Raw genomic sequence first — 25,349 nt, 5'->3', positions numbered from 1 at the left:
TTGAACGTGAAGCAGAATAAGGACCAAGCGATGAGCGATGATATTTTCGATTTTGATATCGATGCCGAACTGGCGAAAGCCGAAGAAAAAGCGGCGCAGAAGGTAAAAGAGGTTCCTGAGTTCCTCGAGGACGAAGCGGACTGCGAAGGCTGCAAGATCTGATCGCCTGCCCCATAAAAAAAACCGCCGCGGCGGTTTTTTTTATGTCTGAGCATCGCGCGGCGTCAATCCAGCACGAATCCCCAGATCAGGAACGCCGCCACCAAAATCAGGCAAAGCGCGGACACCGTCACCAGTATTTTCCCCAGAATGTCTTTTTCTTGTTCCCGCTGCGTCACGTTGAAGTTATCCAATTAAAAGTCTATGGACCAAACCGGCGATGCCGAGGTCGAGCGCTGCTACGCCCAGCGCCATGATCATTATCACCGAAAGAAATCGAGTCTTGCCGTTCACATCCCTAATCCCTGTCGGCGCCGTTATATCAAAGGGATATAATTTGGCGGCGCCGTACTGCATACATCGTGATAGAGATTAAGAGCGTTCTTAAGGCCAGAAGTTCCCTCATCTGATAGGCCGGCGCCTGAGCTACAGCGTTAGTCGGTCACGATCCGCACGCCTATCTTGCTGACTTGGTTGCCTTCCATTTCGGCGATGGTCCAGGTCAGACCGTCCCATTCCACCTGGTCGCCGATGACCGGTTCACCGCCGATCAATTGAATAACAAACTGGCCGAGCGTCTGCTGCTCATCCACGTCGTCTTGCAGATTGAGGCCATAGACCTGCGAGATATCGCTCAAACGGGCGTCGGACTGCAGGATAAAGTCGCCGAAGAACCGCTCATCGAGCGTCACGGCCGGCGCCTGGCTGAACAGCTTGCCGAGGATCGGCAGATCGTGCTCATGGCCGATAACGCACAGAATATCGTTCTCTCGCAGCCGGGTGCTGCCGCTCGGGTGCAGCAGTTCTTTGCCGCGGAACAGGGCGGCGATGCGGGTGTTGGGCGGCATTTTCAGCTCGCGCAGCGCCGCGCCGACGCACCAGTTTTCCGCCGAAAGTTGATAGACGAACTGCTCCCACTGGTTTTCCGGGTGCACGTCCAGCCCGACGCGGGAGATCGGCGTCAGCGCCGGCGGCACGATCACCTTGGCTTTTTTGGCGGCGAAAGACAGCGTGGTGCCCTGCAGCAGCAGGGAGACCAGCACCACGAAGAACGCCACGTTGAAGAACAGCTGGGCGTTGGGCAAGCCGGCCATCATCGGGAACACCGCCAGGATCACCGGCACCGCGCCGCGCAGGCCAACCCAGGAGATAAAGCCGCGCTCGCGCAGGGTAAAGCTGCGAAACGGCAGCAGGCCGATAAACACCGACAGCGGGCGGGCGAACAGGATCATCCACAGCGACAGCAGCAGGGCAGGGATGGCGATCGGCAGCAGCTCGTGTGGATTAAGCAGCAGGCCGAGCACCAGGAACATGCCGATCTGGCTGAGCCACGCCAGGCCATCGAAGGTTTGCACGATGCCGTGACGGTTGCGGATCGGCCGGTTGCCCAGCAGCAGGCCGCACAGGTACACCGCCAGAATGCCGCTGCCGTCCAGCGCGGTGGTCAGCGCGAAAATGAGAATGCCGCCGCTCACCGCTAGCAACGGATAGAGGCCGTCGGCCAGCTTGATGTGGTTGATCAGCGTCAGCAGCAGCCAGCCGCCGCCCAAACCGAAGACGATGCCCATGCCGAACTGCTGCATCAGATGCAGCGGGAAGGTCCAGCTTAGCGCGGTTTCCCCGGCGGCGATCATCGCAATCAGCGTGATAGTGAGAAATACCGCCATCGGATCGTTGCTGCCGGATTCGATCTCCAGCGTGGCGCTAACGCGTTCGTTCAAGCCTTTGCCGCCGAGGAGCGAGAAGACTGCAGCGGCGTCGGTGGAACCGATGATGGCGCCGATCAGCAACCCCTGCAGCAGATCGAGATTGAACAGCCAGGCGGCGGCCATGCCGGTCAGGCCGGCGGTGATCACCACGCCAATGGTGGCGAGAGAGAGCGCCGGCCACAGGGCGACGCGGAAAGAGCTGACCCGGGTGCGCATGCCGCCGTCGAGCAGGATCACCGCCAACGCGAGGTTACTGACCAGATAAGCGACCGGGTAATTGCTGAAGACGATACCGCCTGGCCCGTCGACGCCGGCCAGCATGCCGATCGCCAGGAAGATCACCAGGATCGGAATGCCGAGCCGGGAAGAAAATGAGCTGAGCAGAATGCTTGCCCCCACCAGCACGGCACCGATGACGAACAAACTGTTAATGGTGCTGGCATCCAAAATATCGCTCTCCTGAGGCTGGGGGATAGGGGGCACTGCGCTGGTGTCGATGATAACGTGTTTAGTGGGTAAAACGCCAAGGCTGATTGCGAAAACAACCGATCAATTATTGCCCTTTGGTGCGATTAACCGAAGAAAGTGAGGGGAAGAGGGAGAATGCTGCCTTTTATCCAACATTATCAGTCTGCTGTATTTCTGCTTTGGCAACAATGCCCGATCGTGGCTGAGGGAAAAACCATTAAGCCCGCGCAGGCAGGCTTAATGGTTTGCAGGCGCGGCAGGGTTAATGGTCGAGCGATTCCAGCGCCCGCTTGATTAGCTCGGTCGCCAGCTTGCTTTCCGTTTCGGAAATGCCGTCGAGATTGAAGTTGGCGAGTTCAGTTACCAAAACGCTGCGTTCTTTGCCGCTGATCGAAGCGTCCAGCGCGGACAGCAGCCGGCCGAGGATCTTCAGCAAGGTGGCGTTTTCCGCTACGGCTTCCTCAGCCGGTGGGGTTTTATCGGTCATTCAAAATCCTCTCTGTCGTGACGGAAGGGAGAAACAGCTAGCGCCATCGAATATATCAAGCGGTCGCGCAGCCCCTCGGGGGTGTTGAGCCCAATCGCTACCGTAAGGCAGGGATCCGGATTTCTACTTATGCATTGCAGTTATAACGCCTAGGTTATCTATGCAGCCGTATCACTTTGCCTTAACGGTCGACGCCAGGCTGAGCAATGTGTGCTCTGCATGCAAACCACCAGTATAGGCTTTTTACGCGGCGTAAATATGACAGGAAATCCCTGCAAACGATCGGGTTTACAGGGAGGGAAGGTTATTGCGGCTTGCCGGAGAACAGGAAACGCAGCACCGGAATACGCTTATGCAGTTCATATAAAGCGAAGGCCAGCGTGAACACAAACAGCAGGCCCAACAAGAATCCCAACAGATTGTTGCCGATATAAGGCGTCACGAAGGCGCCATATATCAGCGTCAGAGGATGGTGCACCAGATATATAAACAGCGAGGCGTTGACCAGATAGGTGATGCGCGGCGAGTGATAATTCAGCAGGTTATGCCCGAAAGAGAACACCACATTGGTCATCAGAATCCCCATTAGGGTTTTGATCACCACTTCCAGTTCGAACATATAGCTGCTGTGCGCCAGCAGTTTCTGGTTCAGCATATACGCGATAAACAGCAGCAGCGAACCGAGCAGCGCCAGCGGCGAACGGCGCAAGAAAATCTCCTTAAGCCACACGTACTTAAACGCATAGGCGCCGAGGATGAAGAACGGCAGGTAGAACATCGTCTCCATCACCACGAAATTGAACAGGCCGTTGGATAATAGCTGCGGCGCGAAAATCAAAATAATACGGTGCGCGGCCGAATAGCATACCGCATAAATAAAGAAACACAGTGAGATGTTTCCTAATCCCCGCATTCTATTTATTAAGGCTGGGATATGCTCACGGGTTTGACGCTTGATTTTACGGAACAGATAAAAACAGGCGCAGGTTAACAGTGATAACGTCAATAAGAACCACAGATGAGAAACCAATTCCCAAACTGTTACATTTATTTTCTGATAGAGAGAAAACGTATCCCAGCCATTTAATTTATCGGTGAAATATTTCAGCATAAAGAACTGCGGTACCGTTATTAGCGGGATGGAACTCAGCAGCGGGATCGCCACCCGTTCCAGCCTGACCTTCAGCCACTGATGCCGCTCGTAGCGTTCGTAAAGCATGTAGGAGAAGTAGCCGGATATCACGAAGAACACCTGCATGCGGAAGGCGTGGATGAAGTCGTTCAGCACCGTGAGCGAGAAGGAGGGCGACGCGCTGTTCACCGCCCAGGCATGGCTGGAATAAATCAGGGAGAGGTGAAACGGAATGCCGAGCAACATCAAATAGGCTCGGATCGAATCGAGGAAAAACTCGCGCTGTTTGCTGCCTTTAGTCATAGATTACCGCTGGTGATTTAATCGGGTGCTCATTAACACGCTTAATAAGTCGTCAAAGGTTAAATTGTTATCCGAAACCCTACTATAGCCCCCCGCATTTTTCCATAGCGTCTTGTTGCGCGGCTTGCTACGCTGGTGCTCCATCAGCTGCTTAAACAATGAGCCGTAAACATGAACCATCCATTTATCATGTTGTCGGAAAGCTGAGTAATCCATTAATATGGATTTAAAATGATTTGAGCACACGAATAGGGGGGGATGTGCTAGTTAATATATTATCCGGACAACCACGCGCCGCGAGCGTTCGTTGGTTAGGTGCCACCGTATTGTTCACGCTGTTCAGTGCGCCGGCGTGGGCCTTTTCTATTGATGATGTGGCCAAGCAGGCGCAGGATCTGGCTGCGAAAGGTTTCGAAGCCCCGAAGAGCAACCTTCCTTCTCAGTTCCGCGAGATGAAGTTCGCAGACTATCAGCAGATTCAGTTCAATCACGATAAAGCCTATTGGAGCAAGCTGAAAACCCCTTTCAAGCTTGAGTTTTATCATCAGGGGATGTACTTCGATACGCCGGTGAAAATCAACGAGGTCACCTCCACCAGCGTAAAACAGATCAAATACAGCCCGGATTACTTCAATTTCGGTTCGGTCAAGCACGATCCTGAATCGGTGAAGAACCTCGGCTTTGCCGGCTTTAAGGTGATCTACCCGATCAACAGCGCCGACAAAAACGATGAGATCATGAGCCTGCTGGGCGCGAGCTATTTCCGCGTGGTGGGTAAAGGGCAGGTTTACGGGCTTTCCGCTCGCGGCCTGGCTATCGATACCGCTTTGCCGTCCGGCGAAGAGTTCCCGCGTTTCCGCGAATTCTGGGTTGAGCGTCCGAAGCAGGGCGACAAACACCTGGTGATCTACGCGCTGCTGGATTCCCCGCGCGCTACCGGCGCTTACCGTTTCACGGTGATCCCGGGTCGCGATACCACCGTGGACGTCGAGTCCAAAGTGTTCCTGCGCGACAAAGTGGGCAAACTGGGCCTGGCGCCGCTGACCAGCATGTACCTGTTCGGGCCGAACCAGCCGTCGCCGACGCTGAACTACCGCCCGGCGCTGCACGATTCCAACGGCCTGTCCATCCACGCCGGCAACGGCGAGTGGATCTGGCGCCCGCTGAACAATCCTAAACACCTGTCCGTCAGCACCTATACCGTCGAGAATCCGAAAGGCTTCGGCCTGCTGCAGCGCGGCCGCAACTTCAAGGATTACGAAGATCTGGACGATCGTTACGATCTGCGCCCGAGCGCCTGGATCGAACCGAAGGGCGACTGGGGTAAAGGCAAGGTCGAGCTGGTGGAGATCCCGACGGCGGATGAAACCAACGACAACATCGTCGCATTCTGGACGCCGGACACCTTGCCGGAAGCCAAAAAACCGCTGACGCTGAGCTACCGTCTGAACTTCACCCGCGATGAAGATAAACTGCATTCGCAAGACATCGCTTATGTGGCGCGCACCATGCGTTCGACCGGCGACGTGAAGCAGTCGAACCTGATTCGCGAGCCTGACGGCAGCGTGGCCTTCCTGGTCGACTTCGTCGGCCCGGTGCTGAAAGGGCTGGACGCCAACACGCCGGTCGCTTCTCAGATCAGCATCGGCGACAACGGTGAAATGGTAGAAAACAACGTCCGCTATAACCCAGTGACCAAAGGCTGGCGCCTGACGGTGCGTCTGAAAGTGAAAGACGACAAAAAACCGGTAGAAATGCGCGCGGCGCTGGTCAATGGCGATAAGACTCTGTCGGAAACCTGGAGCTATCAGCTACCTGCCAATGAATAAGCCTACTCAACCCGCCCAGGATTATCTTGCGGCGCTGCCTCTGACCGCTGAGCGGTCGGAGGCGCTCACCCCTCAAACGGCGGATGACGCTCAGGCACTGGAGGCGCTCCATCGGCAGATGGGCGCCGCCGACGCCAACGTCAATAGCCTGTCGGCGGATGACGTGGCGCTGGCCTCGGTCAAACCGCGCATCGAAAGCGCCTGGCCGGATGCGGTCAGCGATGACGACTTCGATACCGACGCCGAAGGGCGCGCCATTCTGAAAGCGACGCCGCCGATCAAACGCACCACCATGTTCCCGGAAGCCTGGCGCACCAACCCGGTGGCGCGCTTCTGGGATTCTCTGCTGGGGCGTTCGCCGCACAATCGGCACGCCACCAAAGAGGAGGCCGAGGCCGAGAACCGCTGGCGTGTCGTCGGTTCGATGCGCCGCTATGTGCTGCTGGTGCTGATGCTGGTGCAGACCGGCATCGCCACCTGGTACATGAAAACCATCCTGCCTTATCAGGGCTGGGCGCTGATCGATCCTATCGCCATGCTGGATCAGGACCTGATGCAGTCGGTGCTGCAGCTGCTGCCGTATGTGCTGCAGACCGGCATTCTGATCCTGTTCGCCGTGCTTTTCTGCTGGGTCTCGGCCGGTTTCTGGACCGCGCTGATGGGCTTCCTGCAACTGCTGATCGGCAAAGACAAATACAGCATTTCCTCCACCATCAAGGGTGATGAGCCGATCAACCCGGCGCACCGCACCGCGCTGATCATGCCGATCTGCAACGAAGACGTCGAGCGCGTGTTCGCCGGTCTGCGTGCGACCTATGAGTCCGTCGCCGCCACCGGTCAGCTGGAACACTTCGATATCTACGTGCTGAGCGACAGCTACGATCCGGACATTTGCGTGGCCGAGCAAAAGGCGTGGATGGAACTGTGTCGCGATGTCGACGGCCACGGCCGTATCTTCTATCGCCGCCGCCGCCGCCGCGTAAAACGCAAGAGCGGCAACATCGACGACTTCTGCCGTCGCTGGGGCGGCGAGTACAGCTACATGGTGATCCTGGACGCCGACAGCGTGATGAGCGGCGAATGCCTCACCGGGCTGGTGCGCCTGATGGAAGCCAACCCGAACGCCGGCATCATCCAGTCCGCGCCGAAGGCGTCCGGTATGGATACCCTGTATGCGCGCGTGCAGCAGTTCGCCACCCGCGTTTACGGGCCGCTGTTTACCGCCGGTCTGCATTTCTGGCAGTTGGGCGAGTCGCACTATTGGGGCCATAACGCCATCATCCGCGTGAAGCCGTTTATCGAGCACTGTGCGCTGGCGCCGCTGCCGGGCGAGGGCTCTTTCGCCGGTTCTATCTTGTCGCACGACTTCGTTGAAGCCGCGCTGATGCGCCGCGCCGGTTGGGGCGTGTGGATCGCTTACGATCTGCCGGGCAGTTACGAAGAGCTGCCGCCGAACCTGCTGGATGAGCTGAAGCGCGACCGTCGCTGGTGCCACGGCAACCTGATGAACTTCCGCCTGTTCCTGGTGAAAGGCATGCACCCGGTGCACCGGGCGGTGTTCCTCACCGGCGTGATGTCCTACCTGTCGGCGCCGCTGTGGTTCATGTTCCTGGCGCTCTCCACCGCGTTGCAGGTGGTGCACACGCTGATGGAGCCGCAATACTTCCTGCAGCCGCGGCAGCTGTTCCCGGTTTGGCCGCAGTGGCGGCCGGAGCTGGCGATAGCGCTGTTCTCCACCACGCTGGTGCTGCTGTTCCTGCCGAAGCTGCTCAGCATTGTGCTGATCTGGGCCAAGGGTGCGAAAGAGTACGGCGGGGCGTTCCGTCTGTTCATTTCGATGCTGATGGAAATGCTGTTCTCGGTGCTGCTGGCGCCGGTGCGCATGCTGTTCCATACCGTGTTCGTGGTGAGCGCTTTCCTTGGTTGGGAGGTGGTGTGGAATTCGCCGCAGCGTGACGATGACGATACGCCGTGGGGCGAAGCGTTCCGCCGCCATGGTTCGCAGATGTTGCTGGGCCTGGTATGGGCCGGCGGCATGGCGTGGCTGGATCTGCGCTTCCTGTGGTGGCTGTCGCCGATCGTGTTCTCGCTGATCCTGTCGCCGTTCGTGTCGGTGCTGTCGAGCCGCGCGACGCTGGGCATGAAAAGCAAACGCGCCAAGCTGTTCCTGATCCCGGAAGAGTACAATCCGCCGCGTGAGCTGCTGGCGACGGAAGAGTACCTGCATCTCAACCGCAACCGTGCGCTGACCAACGGCTTTATGCACGCGGTGGTCAACCCGTCCTTCAACGCGCTGGCGACAGCGCTGGCGACGGCGCGTCACCATCTGCGCGCCACGCTCGATCGCAACCGCGAAGAGCGGGTGAACGAAGCGCTGCAGCTGGGGCCGGAGAAGCTGGTGAAGGGCAAACGTCTGGAGCTGTTGAGCGATCCGGTCACCCTGGCTCGTCTGCACCAGCGCGTCTGGCTGCTGCCGGAAGGCGCCGCCTGGCGTGAGCACTATCAGCAGTTGCCGCATAACCCGCTGGCGCACCCAACGGGCCGGCGTTAACCGCTAAACGGCAACGCTCGACGGGGAATGCGCATCGCGCGTTCCCCGTTTTTTTTACCTTTTGCTTACGCGCGCCGGTACCGGTGGAGAAAGGGAACTGTGATAGACTGCGGCCAATGCATTGTTCACTCGCGAAACAACCCTTTGCTCAGAGTTAATGTCGTGAAGCTCTCTTCCTACTTTCGCCTGGCCTGCGTGGCGGCCGGCGTGATGGCCTTAACCGGCTGCGGCAGCATCATCAGCCGCACCGTGCCCGGTGCCGGGCATGGCCACCAGTATTATCCCGGCGTGCAGTGGGATCTGCGCGATACACCCTGGCGCTACGTTACGGTGATAGACGTGCCGCTGTCGATGGTGGTGGACACCTTTATGCTGCCGTTCGATGCGCAGCATGGCCCCTATGAATAGATCCGTTCAGCGGGTGGCGAACACCACCAGCTGATAGCCTTTTTGTCCGCAGTGGAAAGGCGTCAGCGCCGTCATGCCCAGCCCCTGCACGTGAGCGGCCAGCGAATGCGGGTTGTCGTCGTCGATAAACAGCGCGCCCACGTCGTAATCATGGCGGGTGTGCGCTTTGACCTCGTCGTAGAGGCGTTTCAGCACGCCCTTGCCGCGCCAGGCGGCGTCGAGGCAGACCGGGCCGTAGAGAAACACTCGCTGCTCGCTCAGCGCCCGGCCGGCGAAGGACTGCGTGACGAGCGTTGCCAGCATCGCGTCCACCACCGGCGGCCGCGGTTGCACGTCGGCGGGCATCAGGCAAACAAATCCTGCCAGTTGGCCATCCTGTTCCGCCACTACTATGCCGATGCCGCGGTTGATCGCCGCCAGCTGTGCCTCATTCATGCGTGAAACGATAAATCCCTGCCGTTTTTGGCGCTCGTCGAGCGCTTCCGGCACGTTTTCCCCCTGCAGCTGCAAAATGGCGGGGTAGTCACTGGGACGGGCCTGACGAATAATCATGTTGCCTCCTTGGCGATAAAATCTCTGGAGCGGATTAGCGCTCATCCCATTCATCGGCGGCGGCCTGGCCCTCTTCGGTGTCCAGCGGCGGCTCGAGCTGGAAGTCGCCTTCTTCCCATTCGTACAGGGTATTTTCGTCTATCCACTCGGCGGTGATTTCCACCTCGTCGTAGTCACCGTCGAAAATCGCCTGCGCCGCCGCACCGCTGCGTAGCGTCAGGCATTCCACCGCTTCGCCTTCGTCTTCGAAGAACTCCGCCTGCCACATCGTATCGCCATCCTGCATCACGTACTTTTGCAGATTGAACTGCTGCGGCACCGGCGGTTCGCCATCGCCGCCTTCTGCGGTGTCGATAAACTCTTCGCGTGCGGCCTCGATGGCTTCTTCCAGGGTTGCATACAGGCTCATGTTCGCCTCCGTTGACGATGAGAGTAAAGCGCCCGGCGTACTGTTGGCGCGGTGGGAGAAATATCAAAACTAATTGTTGTCTGACTGGCGCAGGATGCAAATTTTTTTATTGTCCGTTGTGCGACGACGATTGTCTGCAAAGCGGGAGAAGCAGAGGCGGAGGCGGGAAATAATGACGTTATCGTTCACTCAGGCGTCAGGAGAAGCCCATGTTAATCGACCCTTCACACAAATACCGACCGTTCCCGCCGGTGGCGTTACCGGATCGCCAGTGGCCTTCGCGCACGCTGCGACAGGCGCCGCGCTGGTGCTCCAGCGATCTGCGCGACGGCAATCAGGCGCTGGCGGAGCCGATGGATAATGCACGCAAACGCGAGTTTTATCAGTTGCTGTTGCAGTGCGGTTTCAATGAGATCGAAGTGGCTTTCCCTTCGGCGTCGCAAACGGACTTCGACTTTGTGCGCGCGCTGATCGACGAGCGGCTGATCCCGGACGACGTCACGATTCAGGTGCTGACGCAGTCGCGCGATGATCTGATCGATCGCACTTTTGAGGCATTGCAGGGCGCCCCGCGGGCCATCGTACATTTGTATAACGCCACTGCGCCGATGTTTCGCGACATCGTGTTCCGCCAGGATAAGGCGGCGACCGTGGCGCTGGCGGTGAACGGCGCGCGCCGCATTCGCCGACATTGCGAGGCGCAGCCCGATACCGCCTGGTGCTTCGAGTATTCGCCGGAGACCTTCTGCTTTACCGAATTGGAGTTCGCGCTGGAGATCTGCGAAGCGGTGGCGGATGCATGGCAACCGGGGGCACAACGGCCGATGATCATCAATCTGCCGGCGACGGTGGAGGTGAGCACTCCCAACGTGTATGCCGATCAGATCGAATGGTTCTGTCGCCATTTCAGTCGTCGCGCCGACGTGACGATCAGCGTGCACCCGCATAACGATCGCGGTACTGGCGTGGCTTGCGCGGAGCTGGCGCTGTTGGCCGGCGCCGACCGCGTCGAAGGTTGTCTGTTCGGCAACGGTGAACGCACCGGCAACGTCGATCTGGTGACGCTGGCGTTGAATCTCTATACCCAGGGCGTGGCGCCGGGCCTGGACTTTAGCCGCCTGAAGCAGGTGGTGGAGGTGGTGGAGCAGTGCAATCAGCTGCCGGTGCATCCTCGCCATCCTTATGCCGGCGAGTTGGTGTTTACCGCCTTCTCCGGTTCGCATCAGGATGCGATCAAGAAAGGCTTCGCCGCACAGCGACAGCGGCAAGATGGCCGCTGGCAGGTGCCTTACCTGCCGCTCGATCCCGCCGATGTCGGTTGCAGCTATGAGGCGGTGATCCGGGTCAACAGCCAGTCCGGCAAAAGCGGCGCCGCCTGGCTGTTGGAACAGAATCATGGGCTGGCGTTGCCGCGCGGTTTGCAGATCGATTTCAGCCAGGTGGTACAGCGGGCGACCGACGGCAGCGGTAAGGAAATGAGCGTCGCACAGCTGTGGCGTTTATTCCGCGACACTTACGGGCTGGTGGAGCAGCCGTGCTTGCAGCTGCTGAGCTACCAGACGGAAAGCCACGGCGCAGAGGTATACAGCTTCAACGCACGAGTCGCTTGCGCAGGAGAACAATTGCGGCTGCAGGGAGCCGGCAACGGTCTGCTTTCCAGCGCGGTGGATGCGTTACGTCAGCGTTTCGGCTTGCCGTTGGCGATCGAGGATTACCACGAACACACGTTGGGGCATCAGAGCGACAGTCGAGCGGTGGCCTACATTCGCTGCGTCTTGCCGCATGGAGAGGCGAGCTACGGCGTTGGCATCGACGTCGACTCCGCCAGTGCCTCGCTGCAGGCGCTGTTCAACGTTGCCGGGCGCTATCTGGCGTCGCGGTTCGAGTGAAATAGTCGCTGGGCGCGACGCCCAGCACCCGGCGAAACATGGCGCTGAACGCGCTGGGGCTGTCATAGCCGAGATCCAGCGCGACTTCCAATACTGAACGGCCGGTCGCCAGCGCGTTTAATGCCGCCAGCAAACGGGCGCGTCGCAGCCAATCGCTAAAACGCAGCCCGGTTTCTCGCTGGAAGCGTCGTGACAGGGTGCGTCCGCTGACGCTGAGGCGAACGGCCGCCTGTTCCAGCGTCCAGGGCTGCGCCGGTGAGGTCTGTATATGGCGGCACAGGGCGAGCAGCGAGGCTTCGCGCGGTTCCGGCAGGTGCAGCGGCAGGATCGGCAGCATCCTTAACTCATCCAGAATCAGTTCCATCACCCGCTCATCGCGCCCGCCGCTTGGGTAGCCTGGCGCAATCTCCATCGCACAGATAATCAGCTCGCGCAGCAATGGCGAAACCTGCACCACCTGGCATTGGGCCGGCAGATCGGCGCGCGCCAATGGATCGACGAACAACGTTCTGGCTGCCACCTGGCCAGTGATGCGCAGGCTGTGCACCATTTTCGCCGGCACCCAGACGCCGCGGCCGGGCGGCACCACCCAGCTGCCAAGCCGGGTTGTGACCTGCACTACACCGCTCAGGCTGTGTATCAGCTGTGCGCAATGATGGTAGTGCTCCGGCTCGCTGTCGCCGTGGCGATAATCTTTGGCTAATGGCCGGATAGGCTGATTGGCCGGCAGAACGTCGTGAAACAACAGCATGGTGAGTGTTCTCCGCGCGGCGAAAAGGGAATAACAGCATGCCATGAGGCGCGGTTTAGCACCAGCCGGTGGCGCGGCACGGTTAGATGGTATATAAAATAATATTATATAATTTTATAAATTGTTTGGGGGGTCAATGGACATAGACGCGATGCGCAAGGCGGCGGCGCAGGCCGGCGCGATGCTGCGCACCTTAGGCAATGAAGATCGGCTGCTGCTGCTGTGCCGGCTCAGCCAGGGAGAAATGGCGGTGAGCGAGTTGGCGCAGGCGCTGGATATCCGCCAGCCGACGCTGTCCCAACAGCTTGGCGTGCTGCGTGAGGAAGGCTTGGTCTCCACCCGGCGCGCCGGCAAGCAGATTTACTATGCGGTGGCCGATGCCAAAGCGCTGGCGCTGCTCCATACCCTGTATCAACTCTATTGCCCACAGCCGGAGAACCGCGATGAACATTGACTGGCAACATTTCACGCCTTATTCCGCGTTGGCGGGCGGGGCCATTATCGGCGCAGCGGTGGCGCTGCTGCTGCTGTTCAACGGCCGGATCGCCGGTATCAGCGGCATTACCGGCGGCTTATTGAGCGCCGGCGGTTGGGAGCGGGGCTGGCGCGTCGCATTTATTGGCGGGTTGTTGCTCTCTCCCTGGCTGTATGCTGCCGCTGCGGCTTTGCCGTCTGGTGAGATCGCGACCGGCAGCGGCTGGCTGGCGGCCGCAGGGCTGTTGGTGGGATTGGGCACTCGATTGGGCAGCGGTTGCACCAGCGGGCACGGCGTGTGCGGCGTCGCAAGGTTGGCGCCGCGTTCGCTGGCCGCCACGGCGGTGTTCATGCTGCTGGGGTTTATGACCGTCTGGCTGATGCGCCACCTGTTGGGAGGGTGAAAATGCTTAAATCGTTGTTGGCGTTGCTGAGCGGCGTCATTTTCGGTCTGGGGCTGATCGTCGCCGGCATGGCCAATCCGGCTAAGGTGTTGGCGTTTCTCGACGTTACCGGCCAGTGGGATCCTTCGCTGGCGTTAGTGATGGCTGGGGCGATCGCGGTAGCGGCGCCGGCCTTCCTGTGGGCGCGGCGACGCGAACGGAGCCTGTTGGGGGAAACATTGCAGATACCGGCCGCCGGACGTGTGGATCGCCGTTTGCTGGCGGGTAGCGCGCTGTTCGGCATCGGCTGGGGCATCGCGGGCATCTGCCCCGGCCCCGCCTGGGTGCTGGCGGGAGCGGAGATGCAGCGGGTGTGGCCGTTCCTGTTGGCGATGCTGGCGGGTATGGCGCTGTATGAAATTATCATGAGGCGGAGGCGTTCATGTCGATAGCCAAAGCGGTGTTGCGGATCGCGCGCCCCACGGATCGGTTGCAAGAGATCGCCGCGCTGTATTGCCGCGGGTTGGGATTCGAAAGGCTGGGCGAGTTTGTCGATCATCAGGGCTTTGACGGCATTATGATCGGGCATCCGCAGCATGCCTACCATCTGGAGTTCACACAGCATCGCGGAGTGCGAGTCGGACAGGCGCCGACGCAGGATCATCTGCTGGTGTTTTATCTGCCGGATGAGAACGATTGGCGCGCAGCGTGTGAGCGGATGCGGGCGGCGGGGTTCCTATCGGTCGCCGCCTATAATCCCTATTGGGATCGGGCGGGGCAAACCTTTGAAGATCCTGATGGCTACCGGGTGGTATTGCAACATCAGGCCTGGCAAGCATAAAAAAACCGGCGCATCGAGCGCCGGTTTGCGAGATGAAAACGGTTTATCCGTCAGGCGTTGGTCGCCGGTTTTGGCGCGCTCTTGGACTGGGTATTTTCCAGCATGCGGCGAATCGGTACGATCAACACAATCAGCACGGCGGCGCAAATCAGCAGCGCGACTGAACAGCGAGCGAACAGATCCGGCAGCATATTCAGTTGGTCGGCCTTGACGTGACCGCCGATCAGACCGGCCGCCAGGTTGCCCAGCGCACTGGCGCAGAACCACAGCCCCATCATTTGCCCACGCATTCTCTCCGGCGCCAGCAGCGTCATGGTAGCCAGCCCGATCGGGCTCAGACACAGTTCACCCAGCGTCAGCATCAGGATGCTGCCCACCAGCCACAGCGGCGATACGCCGGCGCCGCCATTGCTCAGCACGTTCTGCGCGGCCAGCATCATCAGGCCGAAGCCGCCGGCGGCGCACAGGATGCCGATCACGAACTTGGTGATGCTGCTCGGACGCACGTTATTGCGTGCCAGCGCAGGCCAGGCCCAGCTGAACACCGGTGCCAGCAGGATGATGAACAGGGCGTTGATCGACTGGAACCACACCGCCGGGATCTCGAAGCCGCCAATCATGCGATTGGTGTAATCGTTGGCGAACAGGTTGAACGAGGTCGGTTTCTGCTCAAACGCCGACCAGAAGAACGCGGCGGAGATCAGCAGGATGAAGCACACCAGCAGGCGTGCGCGCTCTTTGCGGCTCAGGCCGGCAAAGGCGAACAGATAGATGAAGTACAGGGTGACCGACGCGGCGATCACGTACACCAGCACGCTGGCCACCTCGACCGGGTTGATGACGATGGTGCCTTGGGCGATCAGCACGATGACGGCCACCAGGATGGCTGCCAGCGCCAGCAGCCAGGCGCCGACGCCTTTTTTCTTCGCGACCGGGCTGTTCCAGGTGGAGTCCAGGCCCACTTCGCGGTCATAGCGTTTCATTGCCGGTACGGCGAACACCCGGAAGATCACCAGCGCCACCAGCATCCCGATACCGCCGATGCCGAAGCCCCAGTGCCAGCCGTGTGATTTGATCAGCCAGCCGGAGATCAGCGGAGCGATGAACGAGCCGATGTTGATGCCCATGTAGAACAGCGAGAAACCGCCGTCGCGGCGCGCATCGCCTTTCTTGTACAGCGTGCCGACCATCACCGAGATACAGGTCTTGAACAGGCCGGAACCGAGCACGATGAACATCAGGCCGATGAAGAACAGGTTGGTGCCCATCACCGCGGACAGGGCGATCGACAGGTGGCCGAGCGCGATCAGGATCGAACCGTACCAGACGGCCTTGCGTTGGCCGAGCCAGTTGTCCGCCAGCCAGCCGCCCGGCAGCGCCGCCAGGTACATGCTGCCGGCGAAGATGCCGACGATCGCCGAAGCGTTCTCACGCGCCAGACCCAGACCGCCGTCGTACACGGTGGCGGCCATAAACAGGATCAGCAGCGGACGGATGCCGTAGAACGAGAAGCGCTCCCACATTTCGGTGAAGAACAGCGAACCCAGCGGATAGGGATGGCCGAAGAAGGTCCGGCTTTCTGACTTATTGACAGAGGATTGCATAACGATTTCCCAATAAAAGGCGCTGCAAGGCTGCAGCCCGTACTGTGGTATGTATGTGTATTTAATGAAGGCGCTCCGCCCAATGCGGATTACCCGACAAAACCGCGGCTGCAACGCTGATAAACCGTGGAAAGCGTGCTGACCTTTTCTTCACTTGGCCGATGGTTCACATCTGGCGTGATATTATTTAACCATTTGATAACTGGTCGTTGGTTTTGTCTAGTACCTGTATCCCATTTTTTAGACGAAAAGTCGACAAGCATCTCCTTTTCTGGTTTTTCCGTTGGTTAAAGCAGGAATAAGATTGACAGCGGGTTTTATGTGCTGAAAGTTTGTTTTTTGTTGATAAACAAACTGTTGCGATAAGAATGTTCTGAGTGAGGCAAAAATTCACCGCTTCGGGGGAGGCACTATTAAAAGTATGGGAAATGCGCCGTTGATCCGGTCAACGGCGAAAACTGGCGATAAATGCAGCTATTGCTCCTCTTGCAGCGTGTCTTCCCGCATGTATCCCGGGCGCCGCCGCAGACACCACCAGGAATAGCCGGCGTTGAACAGCACCACCAGCGCGGTGACGCAGAAGACCGCGCGGAAACCGTAGCCGGCGGAGACCGCGGCGCCGAGCAGCGGACCGCTGACGTTGCCGACGTCGCGGAACGACTGGTTGTAGCTGAAAATACGGCCGGCCACCTGATTGGTGCAGTTATAAATCAACAGCGTCTGTACCGCCGGCAGCAGCGCGCCGTCGGCCGCCCCCAGCAGAAAACGCAGTACCCCAAGCTGCCACGGCGTTTGCACGAACGCCATCGGGATCAGCAGCAGCACCGAAAGGAGCAGCATGCATACCAGAATCCGCTCCGGGCCGATGCGATCGCCCAGTTTGCCCAGCCGCGGGGCGCTCATCAAGGCCGCGACGCCGGGCACAGAGGCGATCAGCCCGCTGATAAACGCCAGATTATGGGTGGCGCCGGCCAGATCGCGCACATACAGCGTCAGGATCGGCGCAATCGAGCCGGTGGCGATCTGAATGATCATGGTGGTGACGAACAGGCTGAGCACCAGCTTCGGGTTCTTCAGCGAGGCGAACACCTGCCGTGCGTGCAACATGTCGCGTTTTTGTACCGGGGTGAATTGCTCTTTGACATACAGCAGCGTCAGCACGAAACAGGCGAACAACACCGCGGCGGTGATATAAAACACCGGGCGCAGCCCGTACAGATCGGCCAACAGACCACCGATCAGCGGGCCGATCAGCGCACCGCCTACGCCGCCGGTAGACAGGGTGCCCAGGGCCCAACCGCTGCGGTTGCGCGGCACCTGGGTGGCGATCAGCGCGTTGGCGTTGGGGATGAACCCGCCGAGCAGCCCCAGCACCGCGCGCAGCACGAGAAACTGCCAGACCGTTTGCGCCATGCCCATCAGCACCATGACGATCGCCATGCCCAATGCGGAGCGCAGCAACATCAGTTTGCGGCCGCGTCGGTCGGCCAGAGCGCCCCAAAACGGCGCGGCGATAGCGGAAAACAGGAAGGTGATGCTGAACAGCAGGCCGGACCACATGTTGAGCGCCTGATGGCCGGTTACGCCCAGCGTCTCTACGTACAGCGGTAGAAACGGCATCACCAGGCTGAAGGCGGCACCGGTGAGAAAACATCCCAGCCAGGCGACGAAAAGGTTGCGTTTCCAGTTAACGGGTTCTGCTGCCGAAGCCATAAATGTCCACTGCCGAAAGGTGACGCGTTTTGCCAGCGGCAAGGTGAAGGGGCAAAACGTGAAAGTTAGCCTGATAAGTATGCGCCGCCAGCGCGGCAACGGCAAACGAGGGGACGAAGAACGGGGTAAAAATGAAATAAAGTTTTAAAAATGGCGTTTAAACCTTATTCCGCGCTTATCGCGCGGAATTTACAGCGTTTTATAGTCCGGCCAGCGCCTCGAAACCGGCGGCAGTGGTGGTGGCGCTAAAGTCGGTGACCTCATAGTGGGCCACGGCGTTGAAGGGATCTTCGGCCAGGATGGCGTCCAGACGCGCGCGTTCAATGCCCTTGGCCAGGATCACGCCGCCGGTGCGGGGATTCTTGCGGCCGGAGGCGACGAAGGTGCCGTCCTGAAAATATTGTTTAAGCCAGGCGATGTGCCCGTCAAGGTGGCTGTCGACTTCGGCAATCGGGCGATGGTAGGTCAGGCTGACAATGTACATAGCGGCTCCGGGGGTGGCGGCAAAGGCTTTACCATCCCACCCTCGCCGGCGATTCTCAAGGGGCGCGCAATAAAAAACCCGCCGGCGGCGGGTTTTTAGGTCAGTACAGCGAAGGCTCGCCTTCCGGGCGAGTCTTGAAGCGGCGATGCAGCCACATGTACTGGTCCGGCGCCATCAGGATCTCTTTTTCCACTACTTTATTCATAAAGGCGGCGGCGTCGAGTTCGTTATCCAGCGGGAAGTTCTCCACCGCCGGCTGCATGATGAGCTCATAGCCTTTGCCGTCCGGCAGGCGGCGCGGGGTGAACGGAATGATCGCCGGCTTGCCCATCCGCACCAGCACGTAGCTGCCGGTGGTGGTGGCGGCTTTGTCCACCGCGAACAGCGGCACGAAAACGCTGCTGCGCGGGCCGTAGTCGTGATCCGGCGCATACCAGATGATATCGCCCTGTTTCAGGGCGCGGATCATGCCTTTGACGTCCTTGCGATCCAACATGGATTTATTGGAGCGCATGCGTCCCCAGGTTTGCAGCCAGTCCATCAGCTTGTTGTCGTGCGGGCGGTAAACGCCGATGCCCGGGTTGTGAATGCCGAAGATGCGCGCGCCCAGCTCCAGCGTCAAAAAGTGCAGGCCAATCAGCAACACGCCCTGATGGTTATCGCGCGCTTTTTGGATATGCTCCAGGCCGCTGACCTTGAACCAACGCTCGATGCGCCAGTTCGGCCAGAACCACGCCATGCCGGTTTCAAACAGACCCATGCCGACCGACTCGAAATTCTTTACCACCAGCGCATCGCGTTCGGCCTGCGGCATGTCGGGAAAACAGAGCTCGAGGTTACGTTGGGCGATAACGACGCGCCGCTTGAGAAAGCGCATGGAAAACCGACCGATCGAGGTGCCGAGCCAGTAGATGACGGGGTAAGGCAGCAACACCAGCAGATACAGCAAGCCGATGCCTACCCAGGTCAGCCAGTAGCGCGGGTGCAATAAGGAACGATTGAAAGTAGGAACTTGAGTCATGGATTCTCTGTTTGAATACGGTTGTTTAAGTGTAATGACAGAGTCATAGCATGGTCTGGCGGCGGATATGCTCGGCCGTCAGGTTCGTTTCTGCCGTTTGTTTGCGACTATTGTGGCATTTTTCTGGCGCGTCGGGAAAAAACAACGCATTAAAATCCCCTTTTCGGCGTTAAATATGCATCAGGTGCGGGATTTTTCCACAAAATTTCCTGTGCAAGGACAACGGCATGGGCATCTTCGGCGATGCCATGGTGCACAAGGCAGCGATATGGCGGCCCTTGGCTCGTGCGCAGCTGTGCGCTGCGCCGGTTTTTCGGGTATGATGTGCGCCGCGCGCGGGCCGGTTGGCAGCGCGCGGTAATCAGTCACCTCCCGAAAGACAGGAAAGTACACCATGCCAGTGTTACATAACCGAATTTCTAACGAGGAACTGAAGGCGCGCATGCTGGCGGAAACCGAGCCGCGCACCACAGTTTCTTTTTACAAATACTTCTCCATCGACGATCCCAAAGCGTTTCGCGACAGCCTGTACGTTCAGTTTGAAAAACTGAAGGTGTTCGGCCGCATCTACGTGGCGAAAGAGGGCATCAACGCGCAGATCAGCGTGCCGCAGCATAACTTCGACGCGTTCAAAGCCGCGCTGTTCGCCTCGCACCCGGCGCTGGATCAGGTGCGCCTGAACATCGCGCTGGAAGACGACGGCAAATCCTTCTGGGTGCTGCGCCTCAAGGTGCGCGAGCGCATCGTGGCCGACGGCATCGATGACGACAGCTTCGATCCGAGCAACGTCGGCGAGTATCTGCAGGCCGATCGCGTCAATCAGATGATCGACGATCCGAACACGGTATTCGTCGATATGCGCAACCACTATGAGTACGAAGTCGGTCACTTCGAAAATGCCATCGAGGTGCCATCGGATACCTTCCGCGATCAGCTGCCGATGGCGGTGGAGATGCTGCAGGACAGCAAAGACAAAAACATCGTCATGTACTGCACCGGCGGCATTCGCTGTGAAAAAGCCAGCGCCTATATGCTGCACAACGGCTTTAAAAACATCTACCACGTGGAAGGCGGGATCATCGAGTACACTCGCAAAGCGAAAGAGCAGGGGTTGCCGCTGAAGTTCATCGGCAAAAACTTCGTGTTCGATGAGCGCATGGGCGAACGCATCTCCGACGATGTGATCGCCAACTGCCACCAGTGCGGTGCGCCATGCGATACCCACACCAACTGCAAGAACGACGGCTGTCACCTGCTGTTCATTCAGTGCCCGAGCTGCGCCGCCAAGTTTGAAGGGTGCTGCAGCGAGATTTGCCGCGAAGAGCTGAAGTTGCCGCGCGAAGAGCAGCGCGCGCGCCGTGCCGGCCGTGAGAATGGCGTCAAGATCTTCAATAAATCGAAAGGATTGTTGCAGACCACGATGCACATTCCGGCACCGGAAGAAGAAGGCCCAGCCCGCTGAGCCTGAGGAAATGAGAAGCCCGGCCGTCTGGCCGGGTTTTTTTTATTTCTCGCGCACGCCTTCTACGGAGATGATCAGCTCAACGTCTTGCGATGCCGGGCCCAGATCGGTGGTGATGCCGAAGTCTTTCAGCTTGATCTTGCCGTTGGCTTCAAAGCCGGCGCGGTAGCCGCCCCACGGATCGTTGCCCTGGCCAATCAGTTTGGCGTCCAGCGTAACCGGCTTGGTCACGCCGTTCAGCGTCAGGTTGCCGACCACCGCATAACCGTCGCCGTTTTTCTTCACTTCGGTGGATTCAAACTTGGCCTGCTTGTTCTTCTCCACGTTGAGGAACTCGGCGCTGCGCAGATGCTTGTCGCGCTCGGCGTGGTTGGTGTCGACGCTGGCGGTATTGATGGTCACATTGACCTTGTCCTTGGACGGATCTTTTTCGTCGAAGGTGAAGCCGCCGTCGAAGTCTTTAAAGCTGCCGTACAGCCAGCTGTAGCCCAGGTGTTGGATGCGGAATTCGATAAAGGCATGCTGGCCCTGTTTGTCGATCTTGTAATTCGCCGCCAGTGCGGAACCGGCGCTCAGCAGCAGGGCGCCTGCGGTCAGGCCCAATACGGTCTTTTTCAACATAGCAATCTCCATAAATCCAAAGGTTAATCGGCGCTGCTACCCAGCATCCGTTTCAAAGTGACATCACGATCGATAAAGTGATGTTTAAGCGCGGCCAGCCCGTGCAGTACCGAAAGCACGACCACGGTCCAGGCCAGGTAAAGGTGTATGGCGCCGGCGGTATCGGCCTGTTCGGCCATACCGGTGACGGTGGCGGGCACGTCGAACCAGCCGAACACGCTGATCGGCTGGCCGTCGGCGGTCGAGATCAGATAGCCGCTGATCAGAATGCCGAACAACACGGCGTACAGCGCCAGATGCGCGAGGATGGCGCTGACGCGAGTGAGGCGGCCATAGCTGGCCAAAGGCTTGGGCGGCGGCGAGACAAAGCGCCAGATCACGCGGATCACCATGACGATGAACAGCAGCGCGCCGATGCTTTTGTGGATCTCCGGCGCCTGGTGGTACCAGACGTCGTAATAGCCCAGCGTGACCATCCACAGGCCGAGCGCGAACATGCCGTATACCGTCAGCGCCACCAGCCAGTGGATCAACACTGACACATGGCCGAAACGATCGGCGGTATTTTTCCAGAGCATCCTGTTTCCTTCGATTACCGATTGGCTGGCTGCAATAATTAAACTTTAGGAAACATAAAATCAATAATAAATTTAACTATGTTACTACTTTGAAATATTAGTCAGTGAATTTGTTTGAGATGTGGGGAGTTAATCAGATAAATCGTTGAAGATGATATTATTTTGCTCACATAAAATTTATGCTAGTTGTTGAAAATTAGGATTATTCTTTATTAACGTCAGCTTTTGTCATTTTACGTAAATTCTGCATGAATTGCTCGGCGGGATTATTTGTTGGCAAAGGTTATGCCTATTTCTTGCGGCGAGAGAAGGGCGAAAATATTAGTTTCATCGAACGGTTGCGTTAAATCCCCTGCGGCGCAGCGGCGGAATTTTGCTACCATTAGCGCCAAGAGACGGCCCCATGAGGCCGGTTAACCCAGTGAAATAACAAGGAAACGTCATGGGCCGTACCCGCGTGACCGACAGCAGCCTGCGCCTGGCCGTCCTGCTGGCGATGTTGGTGATCATTTTGGCCGGGGTGAAAGCCGCCGCCGATATCGTGGTGCCGTTTTTACTGGCGGTGTTTCTCGCCATGGTGCTGAACCCGCTGGTGGCGATGCTGGAACGCAAGCGCGTGCCGCGCATCGTTGGCGTCACGCTGCTGGTGACGGCGGTGATCGTGGTCGTGATGCTGTTTATCGGCATGTTAGGCGCTTCGCTCAATGAGTTCGCCCGCTCGCTGCCGCAGTATCGCGGCATGATGATCGAGAAGCTGCGCGAGCTGCAACATTACGCCGACCGCTTCAACATTAGCCTCTCCAGCGAAGCGATGCTGCAGTATGTCGATCCCAGCGCGGCGATGAATCTGGTCACCCGCATGCTGGGGCACTTGTCCGGCGCCATGACCAACGTCTTCCTGCTGCTGATGACCGTGGTGTTCATGCTGTTCGAAGTGCAACTGCTGCCTTACAAGCTGCGGCAGGCGCTGGATAAACCGGACGAGGGGCTCGCCGCGATGCGGCGGGCGCTGGATGGCGTGACGCGCTATCTGGTGATTAAAACCATTATTAGCCTGGCCACCGGGGTGATCGTCTGGATCTTTCTGGCGGCGGTCGGCGTGCGCTTCGCCTTTATCTGGGGGCTGCTGGCGTTTCTGCTCAACTATATTCCCAATATCGGCTCGGTGTTGGCCGCCATTCCGCCGCTGATTCAGGCGCTGCTGTTCAACGGATTGGGCGATGCGCTGGTGGTAGCGGGCGGCTTTATCGCTATCAACATGGTGATCGGCAATATCCTCGAGCCGCGGGTGATGGGGCGCGGGCTGGGGTTATCGACGCTGGTGGTATTCCTGTCGCTGATCTTTTGGGGCTGGCTGCTCGGCCCGGTCGGCATGCTGCTGTCGGTGCCGCTGACAATCGTGGCGCGCATCGCGCTGGAGACTACCGAGGGCGGCTATCGGCTGGCGGTCATTTTGGGGGACGGTCGCCCGCCGCGTCAGCCTCCGGCGGCGCCGGAGTGAGGCAAGCTTTATTACCCACGTTAGGGCGCGTGTTGTTAAGGCGTTTTGAATAGGCCACCCAATGGTGGCTTACGTTTTTAGATTGGCCGTTATATCTGATCTTGGGGATAGATCACCCGTGCTTTAGCTAACGACATGATTCACCTATTTTATTATACTTGATAAGTATAATCGCATTTAGAGTCCTTTAACGTTTTAATCTAAATATAAAGTAAGAACAACAATTATTGATGAGGGTTTTATATGTCATTAACTATAATGAAAGGTTCGGTTTTACCAAGTGAAGAAAGTCTGAAATATATAACACCCCAAATGTTTGGTGCGGTGGGTGATGGTATGGCTGATGACTCTGATGCATTTTTATCGGCGATTGCTGAGGCAATAAAACTGGGGTTGCGTAAAGTTGTTGTCCCAGCGGGGTTTAAATATGTAATATCGAAAGAGTTAAACCTGGGTGGAATTAACTATGACGGTAAAAATGGTGTTTTTATTGAGGGTGAGGGTGTTGATAATACACTGATACTATTCAAGCCATCCTCTATTGATTCTGTGCTTTTTAATATTAGTGGTGGTCATGGTACAACAACGGGTCGTAGTGTTCGTAGATTGTCAATAAAACCATTTAATGATGACTACATCGGTCTTGGTACTGGTGTGTTAATGCATGATACATGTTTCGTTGTAGTCGAAGATGTTAATGTTGGATTTTTGAATAAAGGGATTAATTTATTAAATCTCAACCCGATTAGTTCTGGTCGTGATGATGGTGATTTTACTGAGTTTTGTAGAATTTCAAGAGTGCGCACAGACCGAAATAATATCAATGTACACTATCAAGTGACAAAGGGAAACTCATCGTTCCATGGGGTTTCATGGCGAGATATACAGTGTCAGTTGCGTTCTGGTTCAGAAGGGTTCGTATTTGAAAGCTCTGGTTCTAGAGCACATCCTTACGCTAACTTATTTGATAATATTAATTTCTTTGGTACAAAAACTGGCGATTGTAACGCTATCAGAATTAAAAATTCAAGAATCGATGTTAGTGATGGTTTCATGACATTAGAGCAGGGCGCAACTTTTAAATCTGAAGATGATTCATGGTTTCATATTAGCGGTAATTTAAAGTGGTTGGTTGGTGGTTCAAATGTAATATTTGATTGTCCAGCGACTAAGCCGCAATTAAACGTACCAGCACACTTCATATTTGATAATATTACATCATCCGACTCATTAGGTGGCTTTACTGATGCTGATCTTAGTGCTTATAAACCTTCAGTACTTAGAACTACATGGGGTGAATCTAGTGACTTATCATCGCCGGGCTTTATAAGAATATTAAGTTCAGCTGCTTCTAATGTTAATGGTATGGCAAGTATATTACGACAAACTGATATTGTTGGGTGGTACTGGGGTAATATTCCAGAAACTGGTACGTGGCAAAATATGATTCCAAAATATAATTTGTCAGCCGATGGGTCAACACTTCAAGGCTTTAGTTCATCAGGTCGAATGTATTTAAGAAGTAAGCACGCAGTCTCTGGTAATACGGTGGGTGTATTCATCGGTACCGGTACATTTTCTCCTGATACTGATAACATATATAGTTGTGGTTCAAGTTCATTGCGTTGGAACTCATTGTTTACTTCTCAAATGAGAATAACTGATTTAGGGTTGGTTCCATATAACTCAAATGCTTATGGCATCGGTCAATCAGGATTGACATATAAGTCACTGTACTTAAATTCGTTCACAATGGATGATTCGGGCATTATGCCAACCGTGACAAATAAGTATCCAATTGGTAGTGAAAATAATCAAATATCTAATATACATACAAATACATTAACTGTGTATGGTTCTGCATCATTGAATGGTAATGCATTAAGCACTAGAGTGCCAATTCCATCCTCGGCAATGGCAAGTGGGGCAGTGGGGCAGTGGGCTTCGGATGAAGATTTCTTATATGTTTGTGTTTCTACAAACAAGTGGAAAAGAACACCATTGAGCTCATGGTGATTAA

At 57.3% G+C, this 25,349-nt stretch carries 26 protein-coding genes; 13 read left to right on the top strand and 13 right to left on the bottom strand.

Features of this window, described 5'->3' with window-relative positions; genetic code table 11:
* Positions 1–30 precede the first annotated feature (30 nt).
* The gene (locus AC6BYQ_RS13400; protein WP_015377413.1) at positions 31–162 is read left to right on the top strand and encodes a hypothetical protein; all 132 of its coding nucleotides are present in this window, start codon (positions 31–33) and stop codon (positions 160–162) included.
* Positions 163–224: 62 nt separating this feature from the next.
* Here the strand turns inward: AC6BYQ_RS13400 and AC6BYQ_RS13395 are convergent, their stop codons facing one another.
* From AC6BYQ_RS13395 to mdoC, 4 genes are all read right to left on the bottom strand, one after another.
* The gene (locus tag AC6BYQ_RS13395) at positions 225–353 is read right to left on the bottom strand and encodes a hypothetical protein (RefSeq protein WP_019455877.1); all 129 of its coding nucleotides are present in this window, start codon (positions 351–353) and stop codon (positions 225–227) included.
* Positions 354–593: 240 nt separating this feature from the next.
* Positions 594–2,315 (bottom strand): potassium/proton antiporter, encoded by a 1,722-nt coding sequence (locus AC6BYQ_RS13390; RefSeq protein WP_019455875.1) that lies wholly within the window; start codon positions 2,313–2,315, stop codon positions 594–596.
* A gap of 283 nt (positions 2,316–2,598) precedes the next feature.
* Positions 2,599–2,823 (bottom strand): hypothetical protein, encoded by a 225-nt coding sequence (locus AC6BYQ_RS13385; RefSeq protein ID WP_019455874.1) that lies wholly within the window; start codon positions 2,821–2,823, stop codon positions 2,599–2,601.
* 304 nt (positions 2,824–3,127) lie between these two features.
* On the bottom strand, positions 3,128–4,258 hold the full coding sequence (gene mdoC / locus AC6BYQ_RS13380) for a glucans biosynthesis protein MdoC (RefSeq protein WP_498057015.1): 1,131 nt from the start codon (positions 4,256–4,258) through the stop codon (positions 3,128–3,130).
* 260 nt (positions 4,259–4,518) lie between these two features.
* On the opposite strand from mdoC, the gene AC6BYQ_RS13375 reads away from it, so the two are divergent.
* From AC6BYQ_RS13375 to AC6BYQ_RS13365, 3 genes are all read left to right on the top strand, one after another.
* Positions 4,519–6,087: a glucan biosynthesis protein G gene (locus tag AC6BYQ_RS13375; RefSeq protein WP_025159953.1), complete on the top strand. Its 1,569-nt coding sequence runs from the start codon at positions 4,519–4,521 to the stop codon at positions 6,085–6,087.
* Positions 6,080–8,638, top strand: coding sequence for a glucans biosynthesis glucosyltransferase MdoH (mdoH, locus tag AC6BYQ_RS13370; protein ID WP_025159952.1), 2,559 nt, complete (start codon positions 6,080–6,082; stop codon positions 8,636–8,638). Before AC6BYQ_RS13375 ends, mdoH begins: the two co-directional genes overlap by 8 nt.
* 162 nt (positions 8,639–8,800) lie before the next feature.
* Positions 8,801–9,046 carry a YceK/YidQ family lipoprotein gene (locus tag AC6BYQ_RS13365; RefSeq protein ID WP_498057014.1) on the top strand — a complete coding sequence of 82 codons (246 nt, stop codon included), beginning with the start codon at positions 8,801–8,803 and terminating at the stop codon, positions 9,044–9,046.
* Positions 9,047–9,052: 6 nt separating this feature from the next.
* Here AC6BYQ_RS13365 and AC6BYQ_RS13360 read toward each other — a convergent pair whose 3' ends face one another.
* Positions 9,053–9,598: a GNAT family N-acetyltransferase gene (locus AC6BYQ_RS13360; RefSeq protein WP_498057013.1), complete on the bottom strand. Its 546-nt coding sequence runs from the start codon at positions 9,596–9,598 to the stop codon at positions 9,053–9,055.
* Positions 9,599–9,632: 34 nt separating this feature from the next.
* Complete coding sequence (locus AC6BYQ_RS13355) at positions 9,633–10,007, bottom strand: MysB family protein (protein ID WP_498057012.1); 375 nt, start codon at positions 10,005–10,007, stop codon at positions 9,633–9,635.
* 209 nt (positions 10,008–10,216) lie between these two features.
* Here AC6BYQ_RS13355 and leuA point away from each other — a divergent pair, with 209 nt between their 5' ends.
* Positions 10,217–11,896 (top strand): 2-isopropylmalate synthase, encoded by a 1,680-nt coding sequence (leuA, locus tag AC6BYQ_RS13350; protein ID WP_498057011.1) that lies wholly within the window; start codon positions 10,217–10,219, stop codon positions 11,894–11,896.
* Here the strand turns inward: leuA and AC6BYQ_RS13345 are convergent.
* Positions 11,856–12,647: an AraC family transcriptional regulator gene (locus tag AC6BYQ_RS13345; RefSeq protein WP_498057010.1), complete on the bottom strand. Its 792-nt coding sequence runs from the start codon at positions 12,645–12,647 to the stop codon at positions 11,856–11,858. The genes leuA and AC6BYQ_RS13345 overlap by 41 nt on opposite strands.
* Before the next feature lie 136 nt (positions 12,648–12,783).
* Here AC6BYQ_RS13345 and AC6BYQ_RS13340 point away from each other — a divergent pair, with 136 nt between their 5' ends.
* From AC6BYQ_RS13340 to AC6BYQ_RS13325, 4 genes are read left to right on the top strand one after another with little or no spacing between them, the layout of a single operon-like run.
* Complete coding sequence (locus AC6BYQ_RS13340; protein WP_019455865.1) at positions 12,784–13,101, top strand: ArsR/SmtB family transcription factor; 318 nt, start codon at positions 12,784–12,786, stop codon at positions 13,099–13,101.
* Positions 13,091–13,525: a YeeE/YedE family protein gene (locus AC6BYQ_RS13335; protein ID WP_498057009.1), complete on the top strand. Its 435-nt coding sequence runs from the start codon at positions 13,091–13,093 to the stop codon at positions 13,523–13,525. The genes AC6BYQ_RS13340 and AC6BYQ_RS13335 overlap by 11 nt, the downstream gene beginning before the upstream one ends.
* A 2-nt stretch (positions 13,526–13,527) precedes the next feature.
* Complete coding sequence (locus tag AC6BYQ_RS13330) at positions 13,528–13,956, top strand: YeeE/YedE family protein (protein ID WP_019455863.1); 429 nt, start codon at positions 13,528–13,530, stop codon at positions 13,954–13,956.
* Positions 13,947–14,345 carry a VOC family protein gene (locus AC6BYQ_RS13325; RefSeq protein WP_019455862.1) on the top strand — a complete coding sequence of 133 codons (399 nt, stop codon included), beginning with the start codon at positions 13,947–13,949 and terminating at the stop codon, positions 14,343–14,345. The genes AC6BYQ_RS13330 and AC6BYQ_RS13325 overlap by 10 nt, the downstream gene beginning before the upstream one ends.
* Positions 14,346–14,395: 50 nt before the next feature.
* Here the strand turns inward: AC6BYQ_RS13325 and AC6BYQ_RS13320 are convergent, their stop codons facing one another.
* From AC6BYQ_RS13320 to AC6BYQ_RS13305, 4 genes are all read right to left on the bottom strand, one after another.
* A complete protein-coding gene (locus AC6BYQ_RS13320) occupies positions 14,396–15,949 on the bottom strand; it encodes a peptide MFS transporter (RefSeq protein ID WP_019455861.1) in 1,554 nt (517 codons plus the stop codon).
* A 474-nt stretch (positions 15,950–16,423) separates the two neighbouring features.
* Positions 16,424–17,662, bottom strand: coding sequence for a multidrug efflux MFS transporter MdtG (gene mdtG / locus AC6BYQ_RS13315; RefSeq protein WP_498057008.1), 1,239 nt, complete (start codon positions 17,660–17,662; stop codon positions 16,424–16,426).
* 199 nt (positions 17,663–17,861) lie between these two features.
* Positions 17,862–18,146 carry a YciI family protein gene (locus tag AC6BYQ_RS13310; protein WP_063919185.1) on the bottom strand — a complete coding sequence of 95 codons (285 nt, stop codon included), beginning with the start codon at positions 18,144–18,146 and terminating at the stop codon, positions 17,862–17,864.
* A 100-nt stretch (positions 18,147–18,246) separates the two neighbouring features.
* Positions 18,247–19,167 carry a Kdo(2)-lipid IV(A) acyltransferase gene (locus AC6BYQ_RS13305; protein ID WP_025159951.1) on the bottom strand — a complete coding sequence of 307 codons (921 nt, stop codon included), beginning with the start codon at positions 19,165–19,167 and terminating at the stop codon, positions 18,247–18,249.
* 67 nt (positions 19,168–19,234) lie between these two features.
* Between AC6BYQ_RS13305 and AC6BYQ_RS13300 the strand changes: the two genes are divergently transcribed.
* Both AC6BYQ_RS13300 and trhO read left to right on the top strand, forming a co-directional pair.
* Positions 19,235–19,528 carry a hypothetical protein gene (locus AC6BYQ_RS13300; RefSeq protein WP_139285534.1) on the top strand — a complete coding sequence of 98 codons (294 nt, stop codon included), beginning with the start codon at positions 19,235–19,237 and terminating at the stop codon, positions 19,526–19,528.
* A gap of 33 nt (positions 19,529–19,561) precedes the next feature.
* On the top strand, positions 19,562–20,629 hold the full coding sequence (gene trhO, locus AC6BYQ_RS13295; protein ID WP_063919186.1) for an oxygen-dependent tRNA uridine(34) hydroxylase TrhO: 1,068 nt from the start codon (positions 19,562–19,564) through the stop codon (positions 20,627–20,629).
* Between the two features lie 42 nt (positions 20,630–20,671).
* On the opposite strand, the gene AC6BYQ_RS13290 is transcribed toward trhO, so the two are convergent.
* Positions 20,672–21,250, bottom strand: coding sequence for a YceI family protein (locus AC6BYQ_RS13290; protein WP_019455856.1), 579 nt, complete (start codon positions 21,248–21,250; stop codon positions 20,672–20,674).
* Positions 21,251–21,273: 23 nt separating this feature from the next.
* A complete protein-coding gene (locus AC6BYQ_RS13285; RefSeq protein ID WP_063919187.1) occupies positions 21,274–21,828 on the bottom strand; it encodes a cytochrome b in 555 nt (184 codons plus the stop codon).
* Positions 21,829–22,270: 442 nt separating this feature from the next.
* Here AC6BYQ_RS13285 and AC6BYQ_RS13280 point away from each other — a divergent pair, with 442 nt between their 5' ends.
* Both AC6BYQ_RS13280 and AC6BYQ_RS13275 read left to right on the top strand, forming a co-directional pair.
* Entirely contained in the window at positions 22,271–23,329 is a 1,059-nt protein-coding gene (locus tag AC6BYQ_RS13280; protein WP_498057007.1) for an AI-2E family transporter, read from the top strand.
* Between the two features lie 243 nt (positions 23,330–23,572).
* Positions 23,573–25,345 carry a pectate lyase family protein gene (locus AC6BYQ_RS13275; protein WP_498057006.1) on the top strand — a complete coding sequence of 591 codons (1,773 nt, stop codon included), beginning with the start codon at positions 23,573–23,575 and terminating at the stop codon, positions 25,343–25,345.
* The last annotated feature ends 4 nt before the right edge of the window (positions 25,346–25,349 follow it).

This window comes from Serratia sp. LTN-2 (assembly GCF_059740205.1).
This window is presented reverse-complemented; position numbering and strand designations above follow the sequence as displayed.

Bases quoted from the DNA above. Each gene is read 5' to 3' on its own strand.
- AC6BYQ_RS13400 (WP_015377413.1), top strand. From the start codon at position 31: ATGAGCGATGATATTTTCGATTTTGATATCGATGCCGAACTGGCGAAA.
- AC6BYQ_RS13385 (WP_019455874.1), bottom strand. From the start codon at position 2,823: ATGACCGATAAAACCCCACCGGCTGAGGAAGCCGTAGCGGAAAACGCC.
- mdoC (WP_498057015.1), bottom strand. From the start codon at position 4,258: ATGACTAAAGGCAGCAAACAGCGCGAGTTTTTCCTCGATTCGATCCGA.
- mdoH (WP_025159952.1), top strand. From the start codon at position 6,080: ATGAATAAGCCTACTCAACCCGCCCAGGATTATCTTGCGGCGCTGCCT.
- AC6BYQ_RS13360 (WP_498057013.1), bottom strand. From the start codon at position 9,598: ATGATTATTCGTCAGGCCCGTCCCAGTGACTACCCCGCCATTTTGCAG.
- AC6BYQ_RS13355 (WP_498057012.1), bottom strand. From the start codon at position 10,007: ATGAGCCTGTATGCAACCCTGGAAGAAGCCATCGAGGCCGCACGCGAA.
- leuA (WP_498057011.1), top strand. From the start codon at position 10,217: ATGTTAATCGACCCTTCACACAAATACCGACCGTTCCCGCCGGTGGCG.
- AC6BYQ_RS13345 (WP_498057010.1), bottom strand. From the start codon at position 12,647: ATGCTGTTGTTTCACGACGTTCTGCCGGCCAATCAGCCTATCCGGCCA.
- AC6BYQ_RS13340 (WP_019455865.1), top strand. From the start codon at position 12,784: ATGGACATAGACGCGATGCGCAAGGCGGCGGCGCAGGCCGGCGCGATG.
- AC6BYQ_RS13335 (WP_498057009.1), top strand. From the start codon at position 13,091: ATGAACATTGACTGGCAACATTTCACGCCTTATTCCGCGTTGGCGGGC.
- AC6BYQ_RS13330 (WP_019455863.1), top strand. From the start codon at position 13,528: ATGCTTAAATCGTTGTTGGCGTTGCTGAGCGGCGTCATTTTCGGTCTG.
- AC6BYQ_RS13325 (WP_019455862.1), top strand. From the start codon at position 13,947: ATGTCGATAGCCAAAGCGGTGTTGCGGATCGCGCGCCCCACGGATCGG.
- AC6BYQ_RS13320 (WP_019455861.1), bottom strand. From the start codon at position 15,949: ATGCAATCCTCTGTCAATAAGTCAGAAAGCCGGACCTTCTTCGGCCAT.
- mdtG (WP_498057008.1), bottom strand. From the start codon at position 17,662: ATGGCTTCGGCAGCAGAACCCGTTAACTGGAAACGCAACCTTTTCGTC.
- AC6BYQ_RS13310 (WP_063919185.1), bottom strand. From the start codon at position 18,146: ATGTACATTGTCAGCCTGACCTACCATCGCCCGATTGCCGAAGTCGAC.
- AC6BYQ_RS13305 (WP_025159951.1), bottom strand. From the start codon at position 19,167: ATGACTCAAGTTCCTACTTTCAATCGTTCCTTATTGCACCCGCGCTAC.
- AC6BYQ_RS13300 (WP_139285534.1), top strand. From the start codon at position 19,235: ATGCTCGGCCGTCAGGTTCGTTTCTGCCGTTTGTTTGCGACTATTGTG.
- trhO (WP_063919186.1), top strand. From the start codon at position 19,562: ATGCCAGTGTTACATAACCGAATTTCTAACGAGGAACTGAAGGCGCGC.
- AC6BYQ_RS13290 (WP_019455856.1), bottom strand. From the start codon at position 21,250: ATGTTGAAAAAGACCGTATTGGGCCTGACCGCAGGCGCCCTGCTGCTG.
- AC6BYQ_RS13285 (WP_063919187.1), bottom strand. From the start codon at position 21,828: ATGCTCTGGAAAAATACCGCCGATCGTTTCGGCCATGTGTCAGTGTTG.
- AC6BYQ_RS13280 (WP_498057007.1), top strand. From the start codon at position 22,271: ATGGGCCGTACCCGCGTGACCGACAGCAGCCTGCGCCTGGCCGTCCTG.
- AC6BYQ_RS13275 (WP_498057006.1), top strand. From the start codon at position 23,573: ATGTCATTAACTATAATGAAAGGTTCGGTTTTACCAAGTGAAGAAAGT.